The 16,656-nt window shown below is 58.6% G+C and carries 15 protein-coding genes; 3 read left to right on the plus strand and 12 right to left on the minus strand.

Annotation, left to right across the window (positions count from 1 at the left end; translation table 11 throughout):
* Positions 1 to 19: 19 nt before the first annotated feature.
* Together NAT21_RS09550 and NAT21_RS09555 are read left to right on the plus strand one after the other, a co-directional pair.
* Entirely contained in the window at positions 20 to 664 is a 645-nt protein-coding gene (locus NAT21_RS09550) for a TRAP transporter small permease (RefSeq protein ID WP_250937728.1), read from the plus strand.
* Positions 661 to 1,944 (plus strand): TRAP transporter large permease, encoded by a 1,284-nt coding sequence (locus NAT21_RS09555; protein WP_250937731.1) that lies wholly within the window; start codon positions 661 to 663, stop codon positions 1,942 to 1,944. The genes NAT21_RS09550 and NAT21_RS09555 overlap by 4 nt, the downstream gene beginning before the upstream one ends.
* Before the next feature lie 65 nt (positions 1,945 to 2,009).
* On the opposite strand, the gene NAT21_RS09560 is transcribed toward NAT21_RS09555, so the two are convergent.
* The 8 genes from NAT21_RS09560 to NAT21_RS09595 all read right to left on the minus strand — a co-directional run bounded on the left by NAT21_RS09560 (position 2,010) and on the right by NAT21_RS09595 (position 10,965).
* Complete coding sequence (locus NAT21_RS09560; protein ID WP_250937734.1) at positions 2,010 to 3,089, minus strand: ABC transporter substrate-binding protein; 1,080 nt, start codon at positions 3,087 to 3,089, stop codon at positions 2,010 to 2,012.
* Positions 3,090 to 3,133: 44 nt separating this feature from the next.
* Entirely contained in the window at positions 3,134 to 4,504 is a 1,371-nt protein-coding gene (locus NAT21_RS09565) for a glutamine synthetase family protein (protein ID WP_250937737.1), read from the minus strand.
* 51 nt (positions 4,505 to 4,555) lie between these two features.
* Complete coding sequence (locus NAT21_RS09570) at positions 4,556 to 5,626, minus strand: ABC transporter substrate-binding protein (RefSeq protein WP_250937740.1); 1,071 nt, start codon at positions 5,624 to 5,626, stop codon at positions 4,556 to 4,558.
* A gap of 40 nt (positions 5,627 to 5,666) precedes the next feature.
* On the minus strand, positions 5,667 to 6,482 hold the full coding sequence (locus NAT21_RS09575) for an ABC transporter permease (RefSeq protein WP_250937742.1): 816 nt from the start codon (positions 6,480 to 6,482) through the stop codon (positions 5,667 to 5,669).
* Positions 6,479 to 7,396, minus strand: coding sequence for an ABC transporter permease (locus NAT21_RS09580; protein WP_250937743.1), 918 nt, complete (start codon positions 7,394 to 7,396; stop codon positions 6,479 to 6,481). The genes NAT21_RS09575 and NAT21_RS09580 overlap by 4 nt, the downstream gene beginning before the upstream one ends.
* Before the next feature lie 5 nt (positions 7,397 to 7,401).
* Positions 7,402 to 8,487: an ABC transporter ATP-binding protein gene (locus NAT21_RS09585; RefSeq protein ID WP_250937747.1), complete on the minus strand. Its 1,086-nt coding sequence runs from the start codon at positions 8,485 to 8,487 to the stop codon at positions 7,402 to 7,404.
* 61 nt (positions 8,488 to 8,548) lie between these two features.
* Positions 8,549 to 9,826, minus strand: coding sequence for an NAD(P)/FAD-dependent oxidoreductase (locus NAT21_RS09590; protein ID WP_250937750.1), 1,278 nt, complete (start codon positions 9,824 to 9,826; stop codon positions 8,549 to 8,551).
* A 170-nt stretch (positions 9,827 to 9,996) separates the two neighbouring features.
* Positions 9,997 to 10,965 carry a LysR family transcriptional regulator gene (locus tag NAT21_RS09595; RefSeq protein ID WP_250937752.1) on the minus strand — a complete coding sequence of 323 codons (969 nt, stop codon included), beginning with the start codon at positions 10,963 to 10,965 and terminating at the stop codon, positions 9,997 to 9,999.
* Positions 10,966 to 11,135: 170 nt separating this feature from the next.
* On the opposite strand from NAT21_RS09595, the gene aptA reads away from it, so the two are divergent.
* Positions 11,136 to 12,458, plus strand: coding sequence for an omega-aminotransferase AptA (gene aptA / locus NAT21_RS09600; RefSeq protein ID WP_250937755.1), 1,323 nt, complete (start codon positions 11,136 to 11,138; stop codon positions 12,456 to 12,458).
* Here aptA and NAT21_RS09605 read toward each other — a convergent pair.
* Genes NAT21_RS09605 through hemA form a run of 4 tightly spaced genes read right to left on the minus strand, consistent with a single transcriptional unit; the run spans position 12,455 to position 16,430 of the window.
* Positions 12,455 to 13,210 carry a HesA/MoeB/ThiF family protein gene (locus NAT21_RS09605; RefSeq protein ID WP_250937765.1) on the minus strand — a complete coding sequence of 252 codons (756 nt, stop codon included), beginning with the start codon at positions 13,208 to 13,210 and terminating at the stop codon, positions 12,455 to 12,457. The two genes, aptA and NAT21_RS09605, sit on opposite strands and share 4 nt — an antisense overlap.
* 18 nt (positions 13,211 to 13,228) lie before the next feature.
* The gene (gene prmC / locus NAT21_RS09610) at positions 13,229 to 14,068 is read right to left on the minus strand and encodes a peptide chain release factor N(5)-glutamine methyltransferase (protein ID WP_250937772.1); all 840 of its coding nucleotides are present in this window, start codon (positions 14,066 to 14,068) and stop codon (positions 13,229 to 13,231) included.
* The gene (gene prfA, locus NAT21_RS09615) at positions 14,068 to 15,156 is read right to left on the minus strand and encodes a peptide chain release factor 1 (protein WP_250937790.1); all 1,089 of its coding nucleotides are present in this window, start codon (positions 15,154 to 15,156) and stop codon (positions 14,068 to 14,070) included. Before prfA ends, prmC begins: the two co-directional genes overlap by 1 nt.
* Positions 15,153 to 16,430, minus strand: coding sequence for a glutamyl-tRNA reductase (gene hemA / locus NAT21_RS09620; RefSeq protein WP_250938059.1), 1,278 nt, complete (start codon positions 16,428 to 16,430; stop codon positions 15,153 to 15,155). The genes prfA and hemA overlap by 4 nt, the downstream gene beginning before the upstream one ends.
* Between the last annotated feature and the right edge of the window lie 226 nt (positions 16,431 to 16,656).

Genomic DNA, 16,656 nt, shown 5'->3' on the forward strand with positions numbered 1-16,656 from the left:
GATACCAAGGAGTAAGCCGATGCGCGGACTTGTCCGACTCTGGAACAATCTGGAGGAAGGTCTGGTGGCTTTCCTTCTGGCGGCCATGACGCTGGTCACGTTCACCTATGTCATGGCCAATAACCTCTATGCGGTCTTTTATGCCGCAGCAGATGCCATGCCCTCCATGGAGGATTTCTGGTTCGCCATTGGTGACTACCTGCTGGAAATGGCACAGGAAATGACCTGGAGTTCGGCGCTCACCAAGGCCATGTTTGGCTGGCTTATCTTCCTGGGTATTTCCTATGGCGTACGTGTCGGGGCCCATATCGGCGTCGACCTGCTGACTCGAACCTTTCCGATGCCGCTTCGTAAACTGTGCGGCATTCTCGTTATTCTGATCGCCATGGGGTACGCATTGCTGTTCATGATATCCAGCTACGACTGGGTCATGGCACTGTTCAATGCACAGCTCGGTGCCGAGGATCTGGATGAATTTCATGTCATGCAATGGCATATCGCCCTGATTGTTCCCGTGGGCTTTGGACTGGTGCTGCTTCGCCTGGTGGAAGCCCTGATCAATGTGGCCCGCGGACGCCAGATCGGGCTCGAGATGGGAGACGAGGCCGCCGATGCCATGAAACTGATGAACAAGGATGATGCCGCCGAGGAGAATCGCCCATGACAATCGCCTTCTTGTTCGTGGCGCTGTTTGCCCTGCTGTTTCTGGGCATGCCCATCGCCATCTCCCTCGGGCTGTCCGGCGCCCTGACCATCCTGCTGTTCAGTGAGGACTCCGTTCGCTCTCTGGCCATCAAGCTGTTTGAAACCTCGGAACACTATACCCTGCTGGCCATTCCCTTCTTTCTGCTGTCCGGCGCCTTCATGACCAGTGGTGGCGTGGCCAAGCGTCTGATTGACTTTGCCAATGCCTGTGTTGGCCACTTCCGGGGGGGTCTGCCGATTGCCTCCGTCATGGCCTGCGTGCTGTTTGCAGCGCTGTCCGGCTCGTCACCGGCCACAGTGGCCGCCGTGGGATCCGTGGTTATTGCCGGGATGGTGCGTTCGGGCTACACCAAGTCCTTTGCTACCGGCATTGTCTGCAACGCCGGTACGCTGGGCATTCTGATTCCGCCCTCCATCGTCATGGTGGTGTATGGCGCGGCGACGGAAACCTCGGTAGGCAAACTGTTCATGGCAGGGGTGGTACCGGGCCTGATGCTCGGTCTGCTGTTGATGGTGGCCATCTATGTCATTGCTCGCATCAAGAACATGCCGGCCATGCCCAGGGTTCCTTTCCGGGAAGCATTGCGGCTGGGACGCAAGTCCTTCTGGGGGCTGATGCTGATCGTCATCATTCTGGGCGGCATCTATTCCGGGATGTTCACCCCAACCGAAGCAGCAGCGGTAGCGGCCGTATATGCGGCGTTCATTGCACTGGTTGTCTATCGCGATATCAGCTGGCGTGAATGCCCGCGGGTGATCCTTGACGCCGCGAAACTGACCATTGTGCTGATGTTCATCATTGCCAATGCCATGTTGTTTGCGCACGTACTGACCACCGAGCAGATTCCGCAGGCCATCACTGCCTGGGTTGTCGCACAGGGCTTCTCGCCGGTGACCTTCCTGCTGGTTGTGAACGTTATCCTGCTGGTAGCCGGCAGCTTCATGGAGCCCTCGGCGATCATCCTGATTCTGGCTCCGATCCTGTTCCCGATTGCCATGCAACTCGGCATTGACCCGGTTCATCTGGGGGTCATCATGGTTGTAAACATGGAAATCGGTATGTTGACGCCACCCACCGGTCTCAACCTCTTCGTGGCCTCTGCCGTCACCGGGCAACCGCTGACTCAGGTCATTCGGGCTTCCAGCCCCTGGTTGATTCTGCTGATCGGCTTCCTGTTGCTGATTACGTATGTCCCCTTCATTTCGCTCGGATTACCCAATTTAATGGGCATGCCCTAGCGGGGAATCGTAATGAAAAACGCCGGGCATCTGCCCGGCGTTTTTCATTCACACTGATCCGTTTATCAACGAGACCGCAACTCCGTCCACAGCTGCTGCACGAATTGAAGTTGCTGGCCGTCCAGTGACGGTGTGTAGGCCAGTCGTTTGCGTTGCTGCTCGTCTGGAGTGGCCACCGAATCACGCAACGCAGGCTTTAACAGCGGCACGGCATCAGCCACCGGTGTACTGTAGAAATTGGCATTACTGACGCGAGCGGCCACTTCCGGGGTCAGCAAGTAATTCATGAAGGCCGCGGCCAGCTCGGGATGCGGCGCATGCGCCGGTATCACCATGGCATCTACCCAGCGCTGACTCCCCTCACGCGGGATAAAGAACCGAATATTTCTGAAACTTTCCGGATCTTCGACCTGTTTGCGTGCAAAATCCCCGTTGTAAACCACACCGACATCGATAACCCCCCGCGCCAGTTGATCCAGTGCGGCAGTCGCACCGACAAAGCCCACATAGTTGGCGCGCTTCAGGGTCGGCCCAACGACCTTGGCTGCGGCCAGCCAGTCTTCACGGCCGATACAGTCATATCCCTTGTCCAGATAGGCACAGGCGGTAGAGAGGGTAAACTGACCATCGCCCTTGAGCAGCGCAAAGGGATGTGTCGGGTTGGCTTTCGGATCGAACAATGCATGCCAGTCCGGCGGCAGGTCCGGCAAGGCGTCGGCATTATAGGCAATACCAGTCGCCCCCCACTGATAGGGCACGCTGTAGGATTCGTCCGGGTCGTAGGAAGGATTTCTGAAATCAGCCAGCAGATGAGACCGGTTGGTCAGCCTTGCTCCATCCAGAGGCTGTACCAGCCCGGCCTTGATCAGCCGCGGAACGAAGTAATCCGACGGGAACGCCAGGTCGTACTGGTGATCACCACCCGACTGAAGCTTGGCCAGCATTTCCGCATTGGAGTTGTAGTAGTTCTGCACTACCCGAACGTGATGTTTTGCCTCGAACTCATCCACTACATCCTGAGGCAGATAATCTGCCCAGTTGAAAATGGTGAGGGTAGACTCATCTGCGGCGGCAACCGACATGCTGCCCAGCGCCGAGCCCATGACGGCCATGCCGAACATGGCCGCAATCATTGGTCGTGTCATTACTGTTTCCCTGCCTGTTTATTGTGGCAATCCTGGTCTCGATCCTAGACCCTGAGTAACAAGTGTTCACGTTCCCAGGAGCTGATCACCCGGAAATACGCCTGATGTTCAGCCCGCTTGACTGCCAGGTAGTTCTTGACGAACCGGTCACCCAGCACTTCCGACAGCACATCGCATGCTTCCAGCATTTCAAGCGCCGGACCAATGTCGTTGGGCAGGCCGACCGAGCTGCTGCCCCAGCCGGAGCCACTCAGCGGCGGACGCGGGTCCAGCTGGGTCATCATCCCCAGATACCCGCAGGCCAGTGATGCCGCCATGGCCAAGTAGGGGTTGGCATCGGCACCGGGCAGCCGGTTCTCCACCCGCATGCTGCTTGGCCCCCCCACGGGAACACGCAACCCGGCTGTACGATTATCGAGGCCCCACTCCACATTGGTTGGCGCAGAGCCGCTGGTTGCGCCAGGCGTGAAGCGCCGATAGGAATTGATGTTGGGTGCCAGCAGGGCAAGCCCATGTGGCAGGTACTGCTGCAGGCCGCCGATGTGGTTCAAAAACAGCTTGCTGGGCTCGCCATGCTCATCCGAAAACAGGTTTCTGCGCCCTTCCAGATCCCACAGGCTCTGATGCAGGTGCATCGCACTACCAGGCTCATTGGCCATCGGCTTGGCCATGAAGGTGGCATACATGCCGTGCCGCAGCGCCGTTTCGCGCAGGGTGCGCTTGAAGATGACCACCTGGTCGGCCAGTTTCAACGGGTCACCATGCTGAAAGTTGACCTCCATCTGGCCGGCCCCTTCCTCATGGATCAGCGTGTCGATATCCAGTCCTTCCGCTTCGCAGAAGTCGTACATGTCCTCAAACAGCGGATCGAATTCATTGACGGCGTCAATGCTGTAGGACTGCCGTCCGGTTTCCTGGCGACCGGATCTACCGACAGGCGGTTCAAGCGGGTAATCGGAATCCGTATTGGTCTTGACCAGATAAAACTCGACCTCCGGTGCCACGACAGGTTTCCAGCCCCGGGCCCGATACAGTGACAGCACGCGCTTCAGCACATGACGCGGCGCAATCTCGACAGGCTCACCGTTCAGGTAATAGCAGTCATGAATGATCTGGGCGGTAGGGTCACTGGCCCACGGGACCAGAAAGACAGCCCCGGGATCGGCAATCAATTGCATATCCAGCTCGGCCGCGTTCCAGTACCTCAACTCATCATCATCGGGGTACCCCCCGGTTACCGTCTGAATGAAGATGGAGTCAGGCAGCCGGGGCAACCCGCCATTGAGGTACTTGCCTGCCGGCATGATCTTGCCCTTGAGCACACCGGTCATGTCACTGACCAGACACTCCACCTCCGTAATGCCATGCCGGGCAAACCATTCGCTCAAGTCTGTCTTGTGTTGTTCTGTTGACATACCGTTTCTGCCTTGCCTTCAAGGCGGGGCCTGAAGGCCCCGCAGGAACCGTTACCGGGATTTAACATCACTCCAGATCTGCTGGAACATCTGCAGCTCCTGTCCATCCAGACTGGGCGTGAAGAAAAGGTGCTTCATCTGCTCGTCGGTCGGCAGGGCCGGCGGTTGCTGCAATTCGGGCTCAAGGTACTGCACTGCAGCCTGATTGGGAGTGGAGTAAAAGTTATAATTGGACAGCTGCGCCCCGATTTTGGCATCCAGAATGAAGTTGATGAACTGGTGTGCCAGTTTCGGATGAGGTGCCTTGCTCGGAATCATCATGGTGTCCACCCAAAGCTCCGAGCCCTCTTTCGGCAGCATGAAGTTCAGATGCTTGTAGCCTTCCGGGTTTTCGGACTTGTCGAGCAGGTAATCGCCGTTATAGGTCAACCCGAGCTGAGTGACCCCCCTGGCGACCTGAGGCAGCACCGGCGTACCGTCGACAAAGCCTGTAAAATTACTGCGATGCTTGGTCTTCAGCACCAGTTTGGCTGCATCAACCCACGCGTCCTGCCCCTTGCAGCCATACCCCTTGCCCTGGTAGGCGCAGGCAGCGCCGAACATGACCTGACCATCGGTCATCATCGAAAAGGGCTGTCCCTTGTTGACCTCGGGATCAAACAGCAGAGACCAGCTTTCAGCAGCGTTGGGAAACACCTTTTCATTATAGATAATACCGGTCGTGCCCCACTGATAAGGCACAGTGTACTTCTCGCCCGGGTCGTAGGCGGTGTTTCTGAACTTTTCCATGACATTGGGCAGGTTCGGCAACTGTGACTTGTCCAGCGGCTGTACCAGACCGGCATGGATCAGGCGAGGCACGTAGTAGTTACTTGGTACTACCACATCGTACTGGGAGGTGCCTCCGGCCTGCAGCTTGGCGTACATCTCATCGAGTGAGCCAAAATAGCTCTCGACCACATCGACGTTGAACTGCTTTTCAAATGCCGTAATGATCGCCGGGTCCATGTACTCGGTCCAGTTGAACAGATAAAGCTTCTGTTCGGCACCATAAGCCGTCTGGGACAGTAGCAGTGCACCGGCAGCGGCGGCCAGCAACCCCTTTTTCTGTTTTTTGGTCATTATATGGTTTCCCTGATCATTAAAGCCCCGGATCCTTGATTCAGCGTCCTTCCGGGGGAGTTTGAGGCCGGCGACGCGTCACCAGCAGACTGATGATGGCTGCGACAATAACAGCGGCAATCATCAGGGTAGCGATAGCATTGATTTCCGGTGTTACCCCTTTTCGAATGGCACCCCAGATGTAGATCGGCAGCGTGGAACTCTCCGGTCCCGAAGTAAAAAAGCTGATCACGAAATCATCGATCGAGAGAGTGAACGACAGGAAAAAGGCCGAGATCAACGCAGGCTTGATGGCAGGCACAATAAAGTGCCATGCCCGTTTTACCGGTGAGGCATAAAGATCCTTGGCGGCATCGAACAGGGTGGGATCAAGGCCTACAAAACGGGAATAGACGATCAGGGCCACAAAGGGAATTTCAAAGGTCACATGCGACAGGATCATCGGACCAAGGCCCGGCGCCAGCCAGCCGGTCAATGCGTTGATGCGTACAAAGAACGTCATGTCAGCGATGCCGAATACGATGTCGGGCATCACGATCGGCAGATAGATCAGGACAATCAACCAGCCCAGCCCGCGGCGACGATGCCGATAAAGGCCATAGCCGATAAGGGTACCCAGCAGCACCGCGATCACCGAGGAACTCATGGCCAGCACGATACTGTGCCACAGCGCGCTCATGATCTGGTCATTGGCCAGAAGCCGGTAATACCAGCGCAGCGAAAAGGACTCGAAAATGGCCGCGCTATTGATCGAGTTGAAGGAAAACAGAACGACAACCGCCAGCGGCAGGTACAGGAAAAACAGCAGTACCCACCAGTAGATGCCCAGCGCCCGCTTCAAGGCTCCACGTTTCATATGACGACCTCCTCTCCGCCACCGGCACGCTTGCCGAGCCGCCGCAACAGAAAGATGCCGATCAGCGTAGCCGCCAGCATCAGCAACGCCGCCGCCGCGCCGTAAGGCCAGTTGGACGCGCCGGTAAACTGTCCGGCCACCAGGTTGCCGATCATCATGGACCGCCCGCCACCCAGCAATTCCGGCACCACATACATCCCGAAGGCAGGCACCGCCACCAGCACCACACCCGCCAGAAGACCTGGCAGGGTCTGCGGGAATACGGCGGCCCAGAAGGCACGCATCGGCGACGCATAAAGATCGATCGCCGCCTCGATCAGGGTGGTATCGAGCTTTTCAAAGGCAGCGTACAGCGGTAGCACCATAAAGGGCAGAAAGTTGTAGACAAGCCCCAGGGTCACGGCAAAACTCGAGGGAAAAAGTCCCATGTGCTCGGGGATCAGGCCAAGAAACTGCGCCGCATCCGACAGGGGAGTTTCCGGAGCCAGCAGGTTCATCCAGCCAAAGGTACGAATCACCTGATTCGTCCATGAAGGCACCACCACAGCCAGCAGCATGATCGGCCTCAGGGAGGCGCGACAGGTAGTGATGTAATAGGCAATCGGATAGGACAACACCACCACCAGCCCGGTGGCGACGATCGTCTGCCATATCGAACGAAGCAACGTATACAGATTGCCCGGACTCCAGCCCAGAAACCCGAAACCGGCCAGCTGACGGAAGGCATCCAGGCTCAGGGGCATTCCCGGCTGGCCATAGGGGCCATTGGTCATGAAGGCCATGCTGACCAGATAAAGACTGGGTAATACCAGAAAAATGACGATCCACAGTGCGCCCGGGGCGGTCGTCAGCAGAAGATGGCGCGTTTCACGCCATTTCAGGCTGCGCCGGGAAACTTCAAAGGATGGCGGCATGATGATTATTCCCCGTCGGTCACGGTGACAATGTCTTCGGGGCAGATGCTGATAGGCACACGTTCGCCGTTCTTGTGCAGCTTCTGCCCCTGATTGCTGCTGAGCGCCCTCAGGGATACCTCCCCGACATCAAGGCGGTATTCGATATAGCTGCCTCGATAAAAGCTCTCACGTACCACCGCCGTAAAGTAATTGGCATCCGTTTCGGCGTCCTCACCCAGCTCAATGGTTTCAGGCCGAATCAACACCTTGTCACCGTGGGTCCGGGTGTCCACCGTCAGACGGCCCAGCGGCGTATCAAGGAGGTCACCCTCCCGAGAAGTAATATCAAACAGGTTGTCATGCCCCATGAAGCGAGCCACAAAGGTGTTTGCCGGACGCTCGAAGATTTCACGCGGCGTGCCCAGATGCTGAATCTTGCCGTTATTGAGAACAGCGATGCGATCGGACATGACCATGGCTTCCTGCTGATCGTGCGTCACGAACACAAACGTCATGCCCAGACGACGCTGAATTCGCTGCAATTCGACCTGCAACTGACCACGAAGGCCAGCGTCCAGCGCCGACAGGGGCTCATCAAGCAGCAACACATTGGGTTCACATACAAGAGCCCGTGCCAGCGCGATACGCTGACGCTGCCCGCCGGAAAGCTGATCGATGCGCCGGCCCAGCAGGGGCGTAAGCTTGATGAATTCTGCCATCTCACGTACGCGCCGCTGACGGTCATCCTTTTCCACGCCCTGCATCTTGAGGCCGAAGGCAATGTTGTCTTCGACGTTCAGATGAGGAAACAGCGCATAGGACTGAAATACGGTATTGACGCTGCGCTTGTGAGGCGGAACTTCAGTGACATCATGGCCACCAATCCGAACAACGCCCTTGTTGGCGGTATCCAGACCAGCCAGAATCCGCAGCAGCGTGGTTTTCCCGCACCCGGAAGGGCCGAGCAGTGTAAAGAATTCACCGGCACGGATGGTGAGATCCACGCCATCCAGCGCTATCACATCCCGGCTGAAGGATTTCTCTAGCCCTTCCAGAGTGATGGAAGGCGCCGGTCGGCCGGCGTCGTCGGTTGCCAATGCATTTGTCATCAATTTGCCTACAGAAAAAGTGTCACAACATCCGGCCGAATGCTCGCTTCGACCGCTGCCCCTACAGCCGATCCTTCAACTTGAAAAACGAGGTCGCCAGCACCAGCAGAGGGGTTCGTAACCGCTGACCACCAGGAAAGCTCCGGTGTTTCAATGCGGCAAAGTGATCAAACCGCCGTGGCTTGCCGGCAATGGCTTCACACAGGAGCTTGCCGGCCAGACCGGCCAGCGCCAGACCATGGCCCGAATACCCGTCGGCATAATAAAGGTGCTCTCCATGACGCCCCAGATGAGGCGCCCGGTTGCGTGTAATGGCCACGTCACCTCCCCAGCGGTAATCGATCGAGATACCTTCCAGTACCGGAAACAGCCAGGTCATCTTGTCCTGCATTCGCTGCAGCAGCCCGGGCGGCTCACGCCCGTTATAGCTGACCTGACCGCCATACAGCAGGCGCTGATCGCCGGAAAGCCGATAATAATCCAGCACGAAGTTGGCATCCGAGACGGCCTCATTGAACGGCAGCACCCGGGCGACCTGTTCATTGCTGAGCGGTTCGGTAGCAATAATGTAATTGGCTACCGGCATCAGCTTTGATGCCAGTGGCGGCACCAGCCCCTGATGATAGGCATTGGTTGTCAATACGACCTTTTGGGCGCGGATAGTGCCTGATGGGGTTGTCACTCGGCAAGGCTCACCCTGCGTTATTGCGGTAGCAGGTGAATGTTCGAAGATATCGACCCCGGCGTCACTGGCTGCCCTCGCCAGCCCCAGGGTGTAATTCAGCGGATGAAGATGGCCGGCCCCCGGCTCGGAAAGCCCTCCGAGGTAGGCATCCGTAACAACCCGCTCCCTCAGTGCGGAGGCATCCAGCCACTCAAGGCCTTCATAGCCATAACGGGAGGCCATCGTAGCCTGCCAGCCTTTCAATTCTTCCACGTGACGCGCCTTGAGCGCCACATGCAGGTAACCGGATCGGAAGTCACAGGGGATGGAATATTGCCGGATCAGTGACTGCACCAGCTCGACGGCCTCAAGGCTCATGGTCCAGATCGCACGTGCAGCGTCCAGCCCCAGCTGACGCTCTATCACGGCAAGATCAGTGCCAAGTCCGGGCAGGATCTGCCCGCCACTCCGCCCTGATGCACCATAACCAATGGTTTTACCTTCCAGCAGCGCAACACGATACCCTTCGTGGGCAAGATGCAACGCCGCCGAGCAGCCACTGATGCCGCCACCAATGACACAGACATCCACCTCCCGGTCTTCGGAAAGCGAGGGGCACGGTACCCAGGGTACCGTCACACTGTCTTCGTAGTACGAATTGACCGCGACCGACATAAGGGCTCCAGACCATGAAGACGAGCATTTCATCTCGCGTTGTTATTGATATCTCAAGGTCGCTCTTTTTCCAACGCCCCGGTAAAGGCTGTCAATGATAATTCAACTCACGGCTTCAACGCCGCTGTCATGAACCAGACGACAGCATCAATGAAACCATACCGCTCATTTCATGCCGAGTCATTGCTCATGACCTGGGCGAGAGTTGCCATGAAGCCTTCACGCAGCCGATGGGGGCGCTGCTCGCGGCGATAGATGGCCAGCATCGCGGTGCTGAACTGCCAGGTCGGCAGGGCGACGGACACGAGCCGCCCCTGGGCCACCCAGGGCGTCGCCATGTGCACGGGCAGGAATCCGACATAGCGTCCGGTCAGAATCAAAAACGCCATGCCTTCCCGGTTGGAGGCTGTCGCGGTACTGCGCAACTGCCGCTGCAGTGCATGGCCGGCAGGAGGAAGGGCATACTCGGGCGTTACGGCCTCACAATCAGGCAACGCCTCCTCCAACCCGGCCTGCGGCATGATGGCCAACGGGTGGTCCGGCGTGACATACAAGGCCGAGGTCTCTTCGTAAAGCGACTGGTATATCAAACCCTCCAGCCGATGACGTGCCGGCACAACTCCGACCTGAAGCTGACCGTCCAGCACCCCCTGCTCGACCTGTTCCGGTGTCAGCATGTGCAAATGAACATGCACCGCCGGAAAGTCCGCGCTGAACCGGGCCAGTGCATGCGTGATCGACATCTCCGGCAGAGACACCAGCGCATCCGCCAGCCCCAGCGCCAGACTGCCGCGTGGTGTCTGATGGACGCTATCGATGTCATCGAGAAATCCATCGACGGCCCTGAACAGTCGCGTGGCAGCCTCGAAGACCTGCTCACCTTCCGAGGTCATCTGAAAGCCGGCCCGCCCGCGATGGCACAGCCGAAGGCCCAGGCGTGTTTCAAGATCCGCCATGTACGTGCTGATGGAAGACCGTCCCACACCCAGCACCGGCTCAGCAGCACTGAACCCGCCACTGTTCACCACGGCCATGAAAACACGCAACAATCTGAGATCGACATCACTGACCTGCCCCAGCGCCCGACCTCGTCCCACGAAGGGCAGATCCATGCTCGACGATGCCCGATGATTATCCATGCCGCCCTGCCCTCGAAACACTATCCCTATAGTCAACACTAATCAGGCGCCTGCTTGAATAGCGATGGATTGCTAATCGCCAACGTAAACGTCTTGATCCTTCTATTGCTTCCAGGGACCTCCTTTGGACATCATTGGCTGATCAACGCTCGCCTGCCTGGAGAACACTCATGTCCCATACCGATGTTTCCGACTCGGCATACTGGCTGCCCTTTTCCGGCAACCGCGCCTTTCATGATACTCCACGCATCATTACACGCGCTGAAGGCCGTTATCTGTTTGATGACAGGGACGCACGCAAGTTTGACTCGCTCTCCGGATTATGGTGCTGCGGGGCCGGCCACAATCGCCGCGAGATTCAACAGGCCGTGGCCCGGCAGCTGGAAACGCTGGACTATTCACCCGCCTTTCAGTACGCCCATCCCCAGGCCTTCACACTGGCAAAACGCCTTGCCAGCATGGCACCGGAAGGCCTTGATCATGTCTTCTTTACCAATAGCGGCTCGGATGCAGCAGATACGGCCATCAAGATGGCCAGAGCCTACTGGCGTCTGCGGGGGCGTCCGGAAAAGATACGGCTGATCGGCCGTGCCAAGGGCTATCATGGCGTCAATGTCGGTGGTACCAGTGTCGGTGGCATCGGCCCCAACCGCATGGCCTATGGCCCGCTGCTGGAAACCAGCCACCTGCCTCACACCCTACAGCCGGAGCTGTCATTTACGCGCGGTCAGGCAGACACCGGCGCCGAGCTGGCTGATGCCCTGCTGGATCATATCGCCCTGCAGGGCACGGACAACATCGCTGCCGTTATCGTGGAGCCCATGTCCGGCTCCGCAGGAGTCATCGTGCCGCCAAGGGGGTATCTGGAACGCCTTCGTGCCCTGTGCACCGAGCACGATATCCTGCTGATATTCGATGAAGTCATTACAGGATTTGGACGTGTAGGCGCCGCCTTCGGGGCCCAGGCATTTTGCGTCACGCCCGATATCCTGACTCTTGCCAAACAGGTCACCAACGGCGCCATCCCGATGGGCGCTGTCATTGCTGACCGCACCATTCACGACGCCTTCATGAACCAGAGCAGCACCCGACATGCCATCGAGTTTACGCACGGGTATACCTATTCGGCGCACCCGGTAGCCTGTGCCGCCGCGCTGGCCGCACTGGATTTATATGAGCAGGAGGATTTTCCGGGTCAGACCCGACGGCTTGCACCGCATTTCGAAGAAGGGCTGCACTCACTCAAGGGGGTGCCGGGTATAACCGACCTGCGCAATTACGGCCTTGCTGGCGCAATTCAACTCGCACCGCGAGACGCGGACCCGACCCTGCAGCCCACGAACATCGCCAAAACCCTGTGGGAGCAGGGCTTTTATGTTCGTCACGGCGGCGATACCCTGCAGTTTGCTCCCCCCTTCTCGACCACTCCCGAGGAACTGAGCACGCTGTTCAATGCGGTGGGCGAAGCGATAGAGCATCACGGGCAGGGCTAACCGCCCGCCCGGTCTCGGCAGGTCGAACAGGCAGGGTCACGCGGCACATCGAACTGCCGCCACTCTCCGGACAGACCGTCCAGCGTCGACAGGCCGCCTGCCCGCGTCCCCGCCCCACTCAGCAGCTTCACCGCCTCAAGGGCCTGGAAGGCGCCAATGATGCCCACCAGCGGTGCTACTACACCGCTTTCGGCGCAGGTCAGCTCATCGTCTTCAGTGGAATCACCGTACAGACAGGCGTAACAGGGCGAGGTCTCATCGCGTGGATCGAATACCGCCAACTGCCCGGAAAAACGAATGGCGGCACCGGAAACCAGCGGCGTGCCCGCAGCCATGCAGGCACGATTGATCTGATAGCGGCTTGTGAAACGATCCGTGCAGTCCAGTACCACATCGGCCTCCACCGCCAGCGCACGCATATGCGTCTCATCCGGACGAGACGTCAACGCATCGATATGACAGGAGGGGTTGAGTGCCAGCGCCTGGCGTCGTGCAGACTCTGCCTTTGACTGGCCAAGTGATGAAGTGGTGTGCGCGATCTGACGCTGGAGGTTGGTGACGTCCACTACATCGTCATCCACCAGCGTCAGATGACCAATGCCGCTGGCCGCCAGATACAGGGCCGCAGGAGACCCAAGTCCACCGACGCCCATGATGACAACGTGAGCGGCAAGCAGGCGCTCCTGACCGACGATATCCATCTGGGGAAGCATGATGTGCCGGCTGTAACGCAGCAGGGCCGAGTCATCCATTTCGAAATCCTTTTGGGGTTACGTCAGACGTGCAAGGGTCACGCGATCACGTCGCCCGATATCCTGCACGGTATCAATATGGCCGAATCCCGCCTGGTGCATGGCACATCGAACCGCCTCGCCCTGCCCGTGCCCATGCTCCAGCAGCAGCCAGCCGCCGGGGAGCAGCCATGTACGGGCTTCATTCACCAGATGAGCAAGATCATCAAGCCCCTCACCGGTGGCAACCAGCGCAGAGCGCGGCTCGAAGCGCACATCGCCCTGATCCAGATGCTCATCATGGTCGGCAATATAGGGCGGGTTCGAGACAATCACATCAAAGTGCATCGGAGGCAGGCCATCGAACCAGTTGCCTTGCCGGCAACGGATATCAAGGTTCAGACGCTGCGCGTTGCGCCGGGCAAGCGCCACCGCCTCATCAAACAGCTCGACCGCCGTCACGTCCCAGCCGGGGCGCTCGCTTTTAAGAGCCAGTGCGATGGCACCGGTGCCTGTTCCAAGGTCCAGCAGCTGCCCCGTTTTACCCGGCATGCGCATCAGTGCCTGTTCAACCAGACACTCGGTATCAGGGCGGGGAATCAGCGTGGCCGGCGAGGTGTAAAGAGGCAGCCCCCAGAACTCCCGCTCGCCGACAAGATAAGCCACGGGCTCACCCTCGGCTCGGCGGCTGACCAGTGCCTGATAAGCCGCCAGATCAGACGAATCCACGAGCCGATCATTCCACGTATAAAGCCAGGTGCGGGACCGCTCAAGAACATGCGCCAGCAGAACATCAGCATCGAGTCGCGCCGTGTCCGATATATTGCCGAGCTGTTCCACAGCCTCCGCCAGAACAGCATCAATACGCGCCGCTGACATCAGGAGGCCTGCATGGCTGACAACTGATCTGCCTGATGTTCCTGCACCAGACTATCGATGATGTCGCCCAGCTCATTGCCAAGAATGATTTCGTTCAGCTTGTAAAGCGTCAGATTGATACGGTGATCGGTAACCCGCCCCTGAGGAAAGTTATAGGTGCGAATGCGTTCACTGCGATCGCCCGATCCGACCAGCGAACGACGCTCATCAGCCTGCTGCTGCTGAAGCGAACTTTCCGCGGCCTGCTTGATTCTTGCCGCCAGCAGTGACATCGCCTTGGCACGGTTCTTGTGCTGTGAACGTTCATCCTGACACTCGACGACCGTACCGGTTGGCAGGTGGGTGATACGGATGGCCGAATCCGTGGTATTGACGTGCTGACCGCCTGCGCCACTGGCACGGAAGGTATCCACGCGCAGATCCGAGGCGCTGAGCTCGACGTCATCCACGCTGTCTGCTTCCGGCATGATGGCCACGGTACAGGCCGAGGTATGGATGCGGCCCTGGGATTCCGTCGCCGGCACCCGTTGCACCCGGTGCGCACCGGATTCGAACTTGAGTCGGCCATACACTCCCTGACCGGACAGACGCGCGATGACTTCCTTGTAGCCGCCGTGTTCGCCCGGACTCTGGCTGATGATCTCTGTCCGCCAGCCCTGCAGCTCACCGTACCGGGAATACATGCGAAACAGATCCCCGGCAAAGATGGCGGCTTCATCTCCGCCTGTGCCGGCACGAACCTCAAGAAAGACGCTGCGTTCGTCATTCGGGTCCTTTGGCACCAGCAGTTTCTTGAGCTGACCTTCCTGCGCCTCAAGCTGATCGGTCAGCAAATACCACTCCTGCTCACCCATGTCGCGCATGTCAGCGTCGTCATCTTCTCGAAGGGCTGCCGCTTCCTCGCGGTCGGCTTCCAGACGGCGATAACTCGCCCATGCCTCGACCAGAGGTTCGAGATCGGCATATTCACGGGAATAGTCACGGAAACGACGCTGATCCCCGATGACCTCGGGGTCGGACAAGAGAGCGGCCAGTTCCTCGAAGCGTTCGGAAAAACCATCGAGACGTTGACGCAGTGATGCTTTCATGAAGGGTCCTGTTCTGCCTCTGAAGGGTCCAGCAATAATTCTTCGGCGGCCTGCAGCAGGTCAAGCCGCTCGGCGCCCGAGGCTTCGCGCAGGCGCCGGGTGGTGCCATGCAACAGCCGGTTGTTGAGTTGATGGGTCAGCCGGCGAATGACCTCCTCCGCCGATTGCCCCTGGGCGAGCTGGGCAAGCGCCTGGGCCTCCGCATCGCGACGCAGTCGTTCGGCCTGCTGGCGATACTGACGGATGACCTGGCCGCCCCCTCTGATCCGGCGCTCGTGCTGCCAGGCATCGATACCCGCCGTAATGATCAGTTCGGCCTGATCGGCCGCGGCCTGGCGCTGACGACGGTTTTCTTCGATCACATCGTGAAGGTCATCGACGGTATAGAGAAAAACGTCGTCCAGCTCACCGACCTGGGTTTCAATATCCCGGGGTACCGCGATATCCACCATGAACATGGGACGAAATCGCCGCGTCTTGAGCGCCGCCTCCACCATGCCCTTGCCCAGGATCGGCAGCGGACTAGCGGTGGATGAAATAACGATATCGGCACAGGTCAGTGCAGACGGAATTTCTTCAAGCCCGATTGCCGCCCCGCCTACTTCATCAGCCAGCGTCTGAGCACGCTCCTGAGTGCGGTTGGCCACGATAATACCCTGAATACCGGCTTCCCGGAGATGACGCGCCACCAGTTCGATGGTTTCTCCGGCACCGATCAGCAGCGCCCGCGAGCGAGAAAAGTCATCGAAGATGCGGCTGGCCAGGTTTACGGCAGCAAAGGCCACGGAGACCGGGTTTTCACCGATTCCCGTATCGGTACGTACCTGCTTGGCAACCGAAAAGGTATGCTGAAAGAGCCGATCCAGCTCGCCCTTTACCGTTTTCTGATATTGCGCCTTTTGATAGGCATCCTTGAGCTGCCCCAGGATCTGGGGCTCGCCCAGCACCATGGAATCCAGACCACAGGCTACGCGCATCAGATGGCGTGCAGCCTCGGGGCCGGTGTGGCAGTAGCTGCACGCCCTGATTTCCTCGATAGACACGCCATGATAACGACTGAACCACTCCACCACGGCCTGCTCGTCACCCGCCGTTTCAAGTGCGCAATACAGCTCGGTACGGTTGCAGGTAGACAGCACGACTGATCCTCTGACGCCCGGGATGGCCGTCATGTCGATCAGCGCATCATTGAGCTCGACCGGCGAGAACGCGATTTTTTCGCGCACATCGACAGCAGCGGTGCGGTGATTGATACCCAGTGCGAGAAGCGTCATATTACGGTGTCGTTCAGAGAGCTTGGCGGCGCAGACCTCACTGGCGTCCTCCGGCGCAGCGCTCTCCTTGCCAGGCGAACGATACGTCTCGGGTTCCATGGTCCTCGTCAGGTTTATCATCGTCGGTAGATCAGAGAGACTGATAGCCCCCTGCTCCTTGATAAACGGGCATTCTACCATAGCGTTGGCGTCCTTGGGATGGCGTGAATACGCAGGAATGCACTCA

The sequence above is a fragment of the Larsenimonas rhizosphaerae genome, from assembly GCF_023700005.1.
In the GTDB taxonomy this organism is placed as follows: Bacteria; Pseudomonadota; Gammaproteobacteria; order Pseudomonadales; family Halomonadaceae; genus Larsenimonas; species Larsenimonas rhizosphaerae.

Bases quoted from the DNA above. Each gene is read 5' to 3' on its own strand.
- NAT21_RS09550 (WP_250937728.1), top strand. From the start codon at position 20: ATGCGCGGACTTGTCCGACTCTGGAACAATCTGGAGGAAGGTCTGGTG.
- NAT21_RS09555 (WP_250937731.1), top strand. From the start codon at position 661: ATGACAATCGCCTTCTTGTTCGTGGCGCTGTTTGCCCTGCTGTTTCTG.
- NAT21_RS09560 (WP_250937734.1), bottom strand. From the start codon at position 3,089: ATGACACGACCAATGATTGCGGCCATGTTCGGCATGGCCGTCATGGGC.
- NAT21_RS09565 (WP_250937737.1), bottom strand. From the start codon at position 4,504: ATGTCAACAGAACAACACAAGACAGACTTGAGCGAATGGTTTGCCCGG.
- NAT21_RS09570 (WP_250937740.1), bottom strand. From the start codon at position 5,626: ATGACCAAAAAACAGAAAAAGGGGTTGCTGGCCGCCGCTGCCGGTGCA.
- NAT21_RS09575 (WP_250937742.1), bottom strand. From the start codon at position 6,482: ATGAAACGTGGAGCCTTGAAGCGGGCGCTGGGCATCTACTGGTGGGTA.
- NAT21_RS09580 (WP_250937743.1), bottom strand. From the start codon at position 7,396: ATGCCGCCATCCTTTGAAGTTTCCCGGCGCAGCCTGAAATGGCGTGAA.
- NAT21_RS09585 (WP_250937747.1), bottom strand. From the start codon at position 8,487: ATGACAAATGCATTGGCAACCGACGACGCCGGCCGACCGGCGCCTTCC.
- NAT21_RS09590 (WP_250937750.1), bottom strand. From the start codon at position 9,826: ATGTCGGTCGCGGTCAATTCGTACTACGAAGACAGTGTGACGGTACCC.
- NAT21_RS09595 (WP_250937752.1), bottom strand. From the start codon at position 10,965: ATGGATAATCATCGGGCATCGTCGAGCATGGATCTGCCCTTCGTGGGA.
- aptA (WP_250937755.1), top strand. From the start codon at position 11,136: ATGTCCCATACCGATGTTTCCGACTCGGCATACTGGCTGCCCTTTTCC.
- NAT21_RS09605 (WP_250937765.1), bottom strand. From the start codon at position 13,210: ATGGATGACTCGGCCCTGCTGCGTTACAGCCGGCACATCATGCTTCCC.
- prmC (WP_250937772.1), bottom strand. From the start codon at position 14,068: ATGTCAGCGGCGCGTATTGATGCTGTTCTGGCGGAGGCTGTGGAACAG.
- prfA (WP_250937790.1), bottom strand. From the start codon at position 15,156: ATGAAAGCATCACTGCGTCAACGTCTCGATGGTTTTTCCGAACGCTTC.
- hemA (WP_250938059.1), bottom strand. From the start codon at position 16,430: ATGACGCTTCTCGCACTGGGTATCAATCACCGCACCGCTGCTGTCGAT.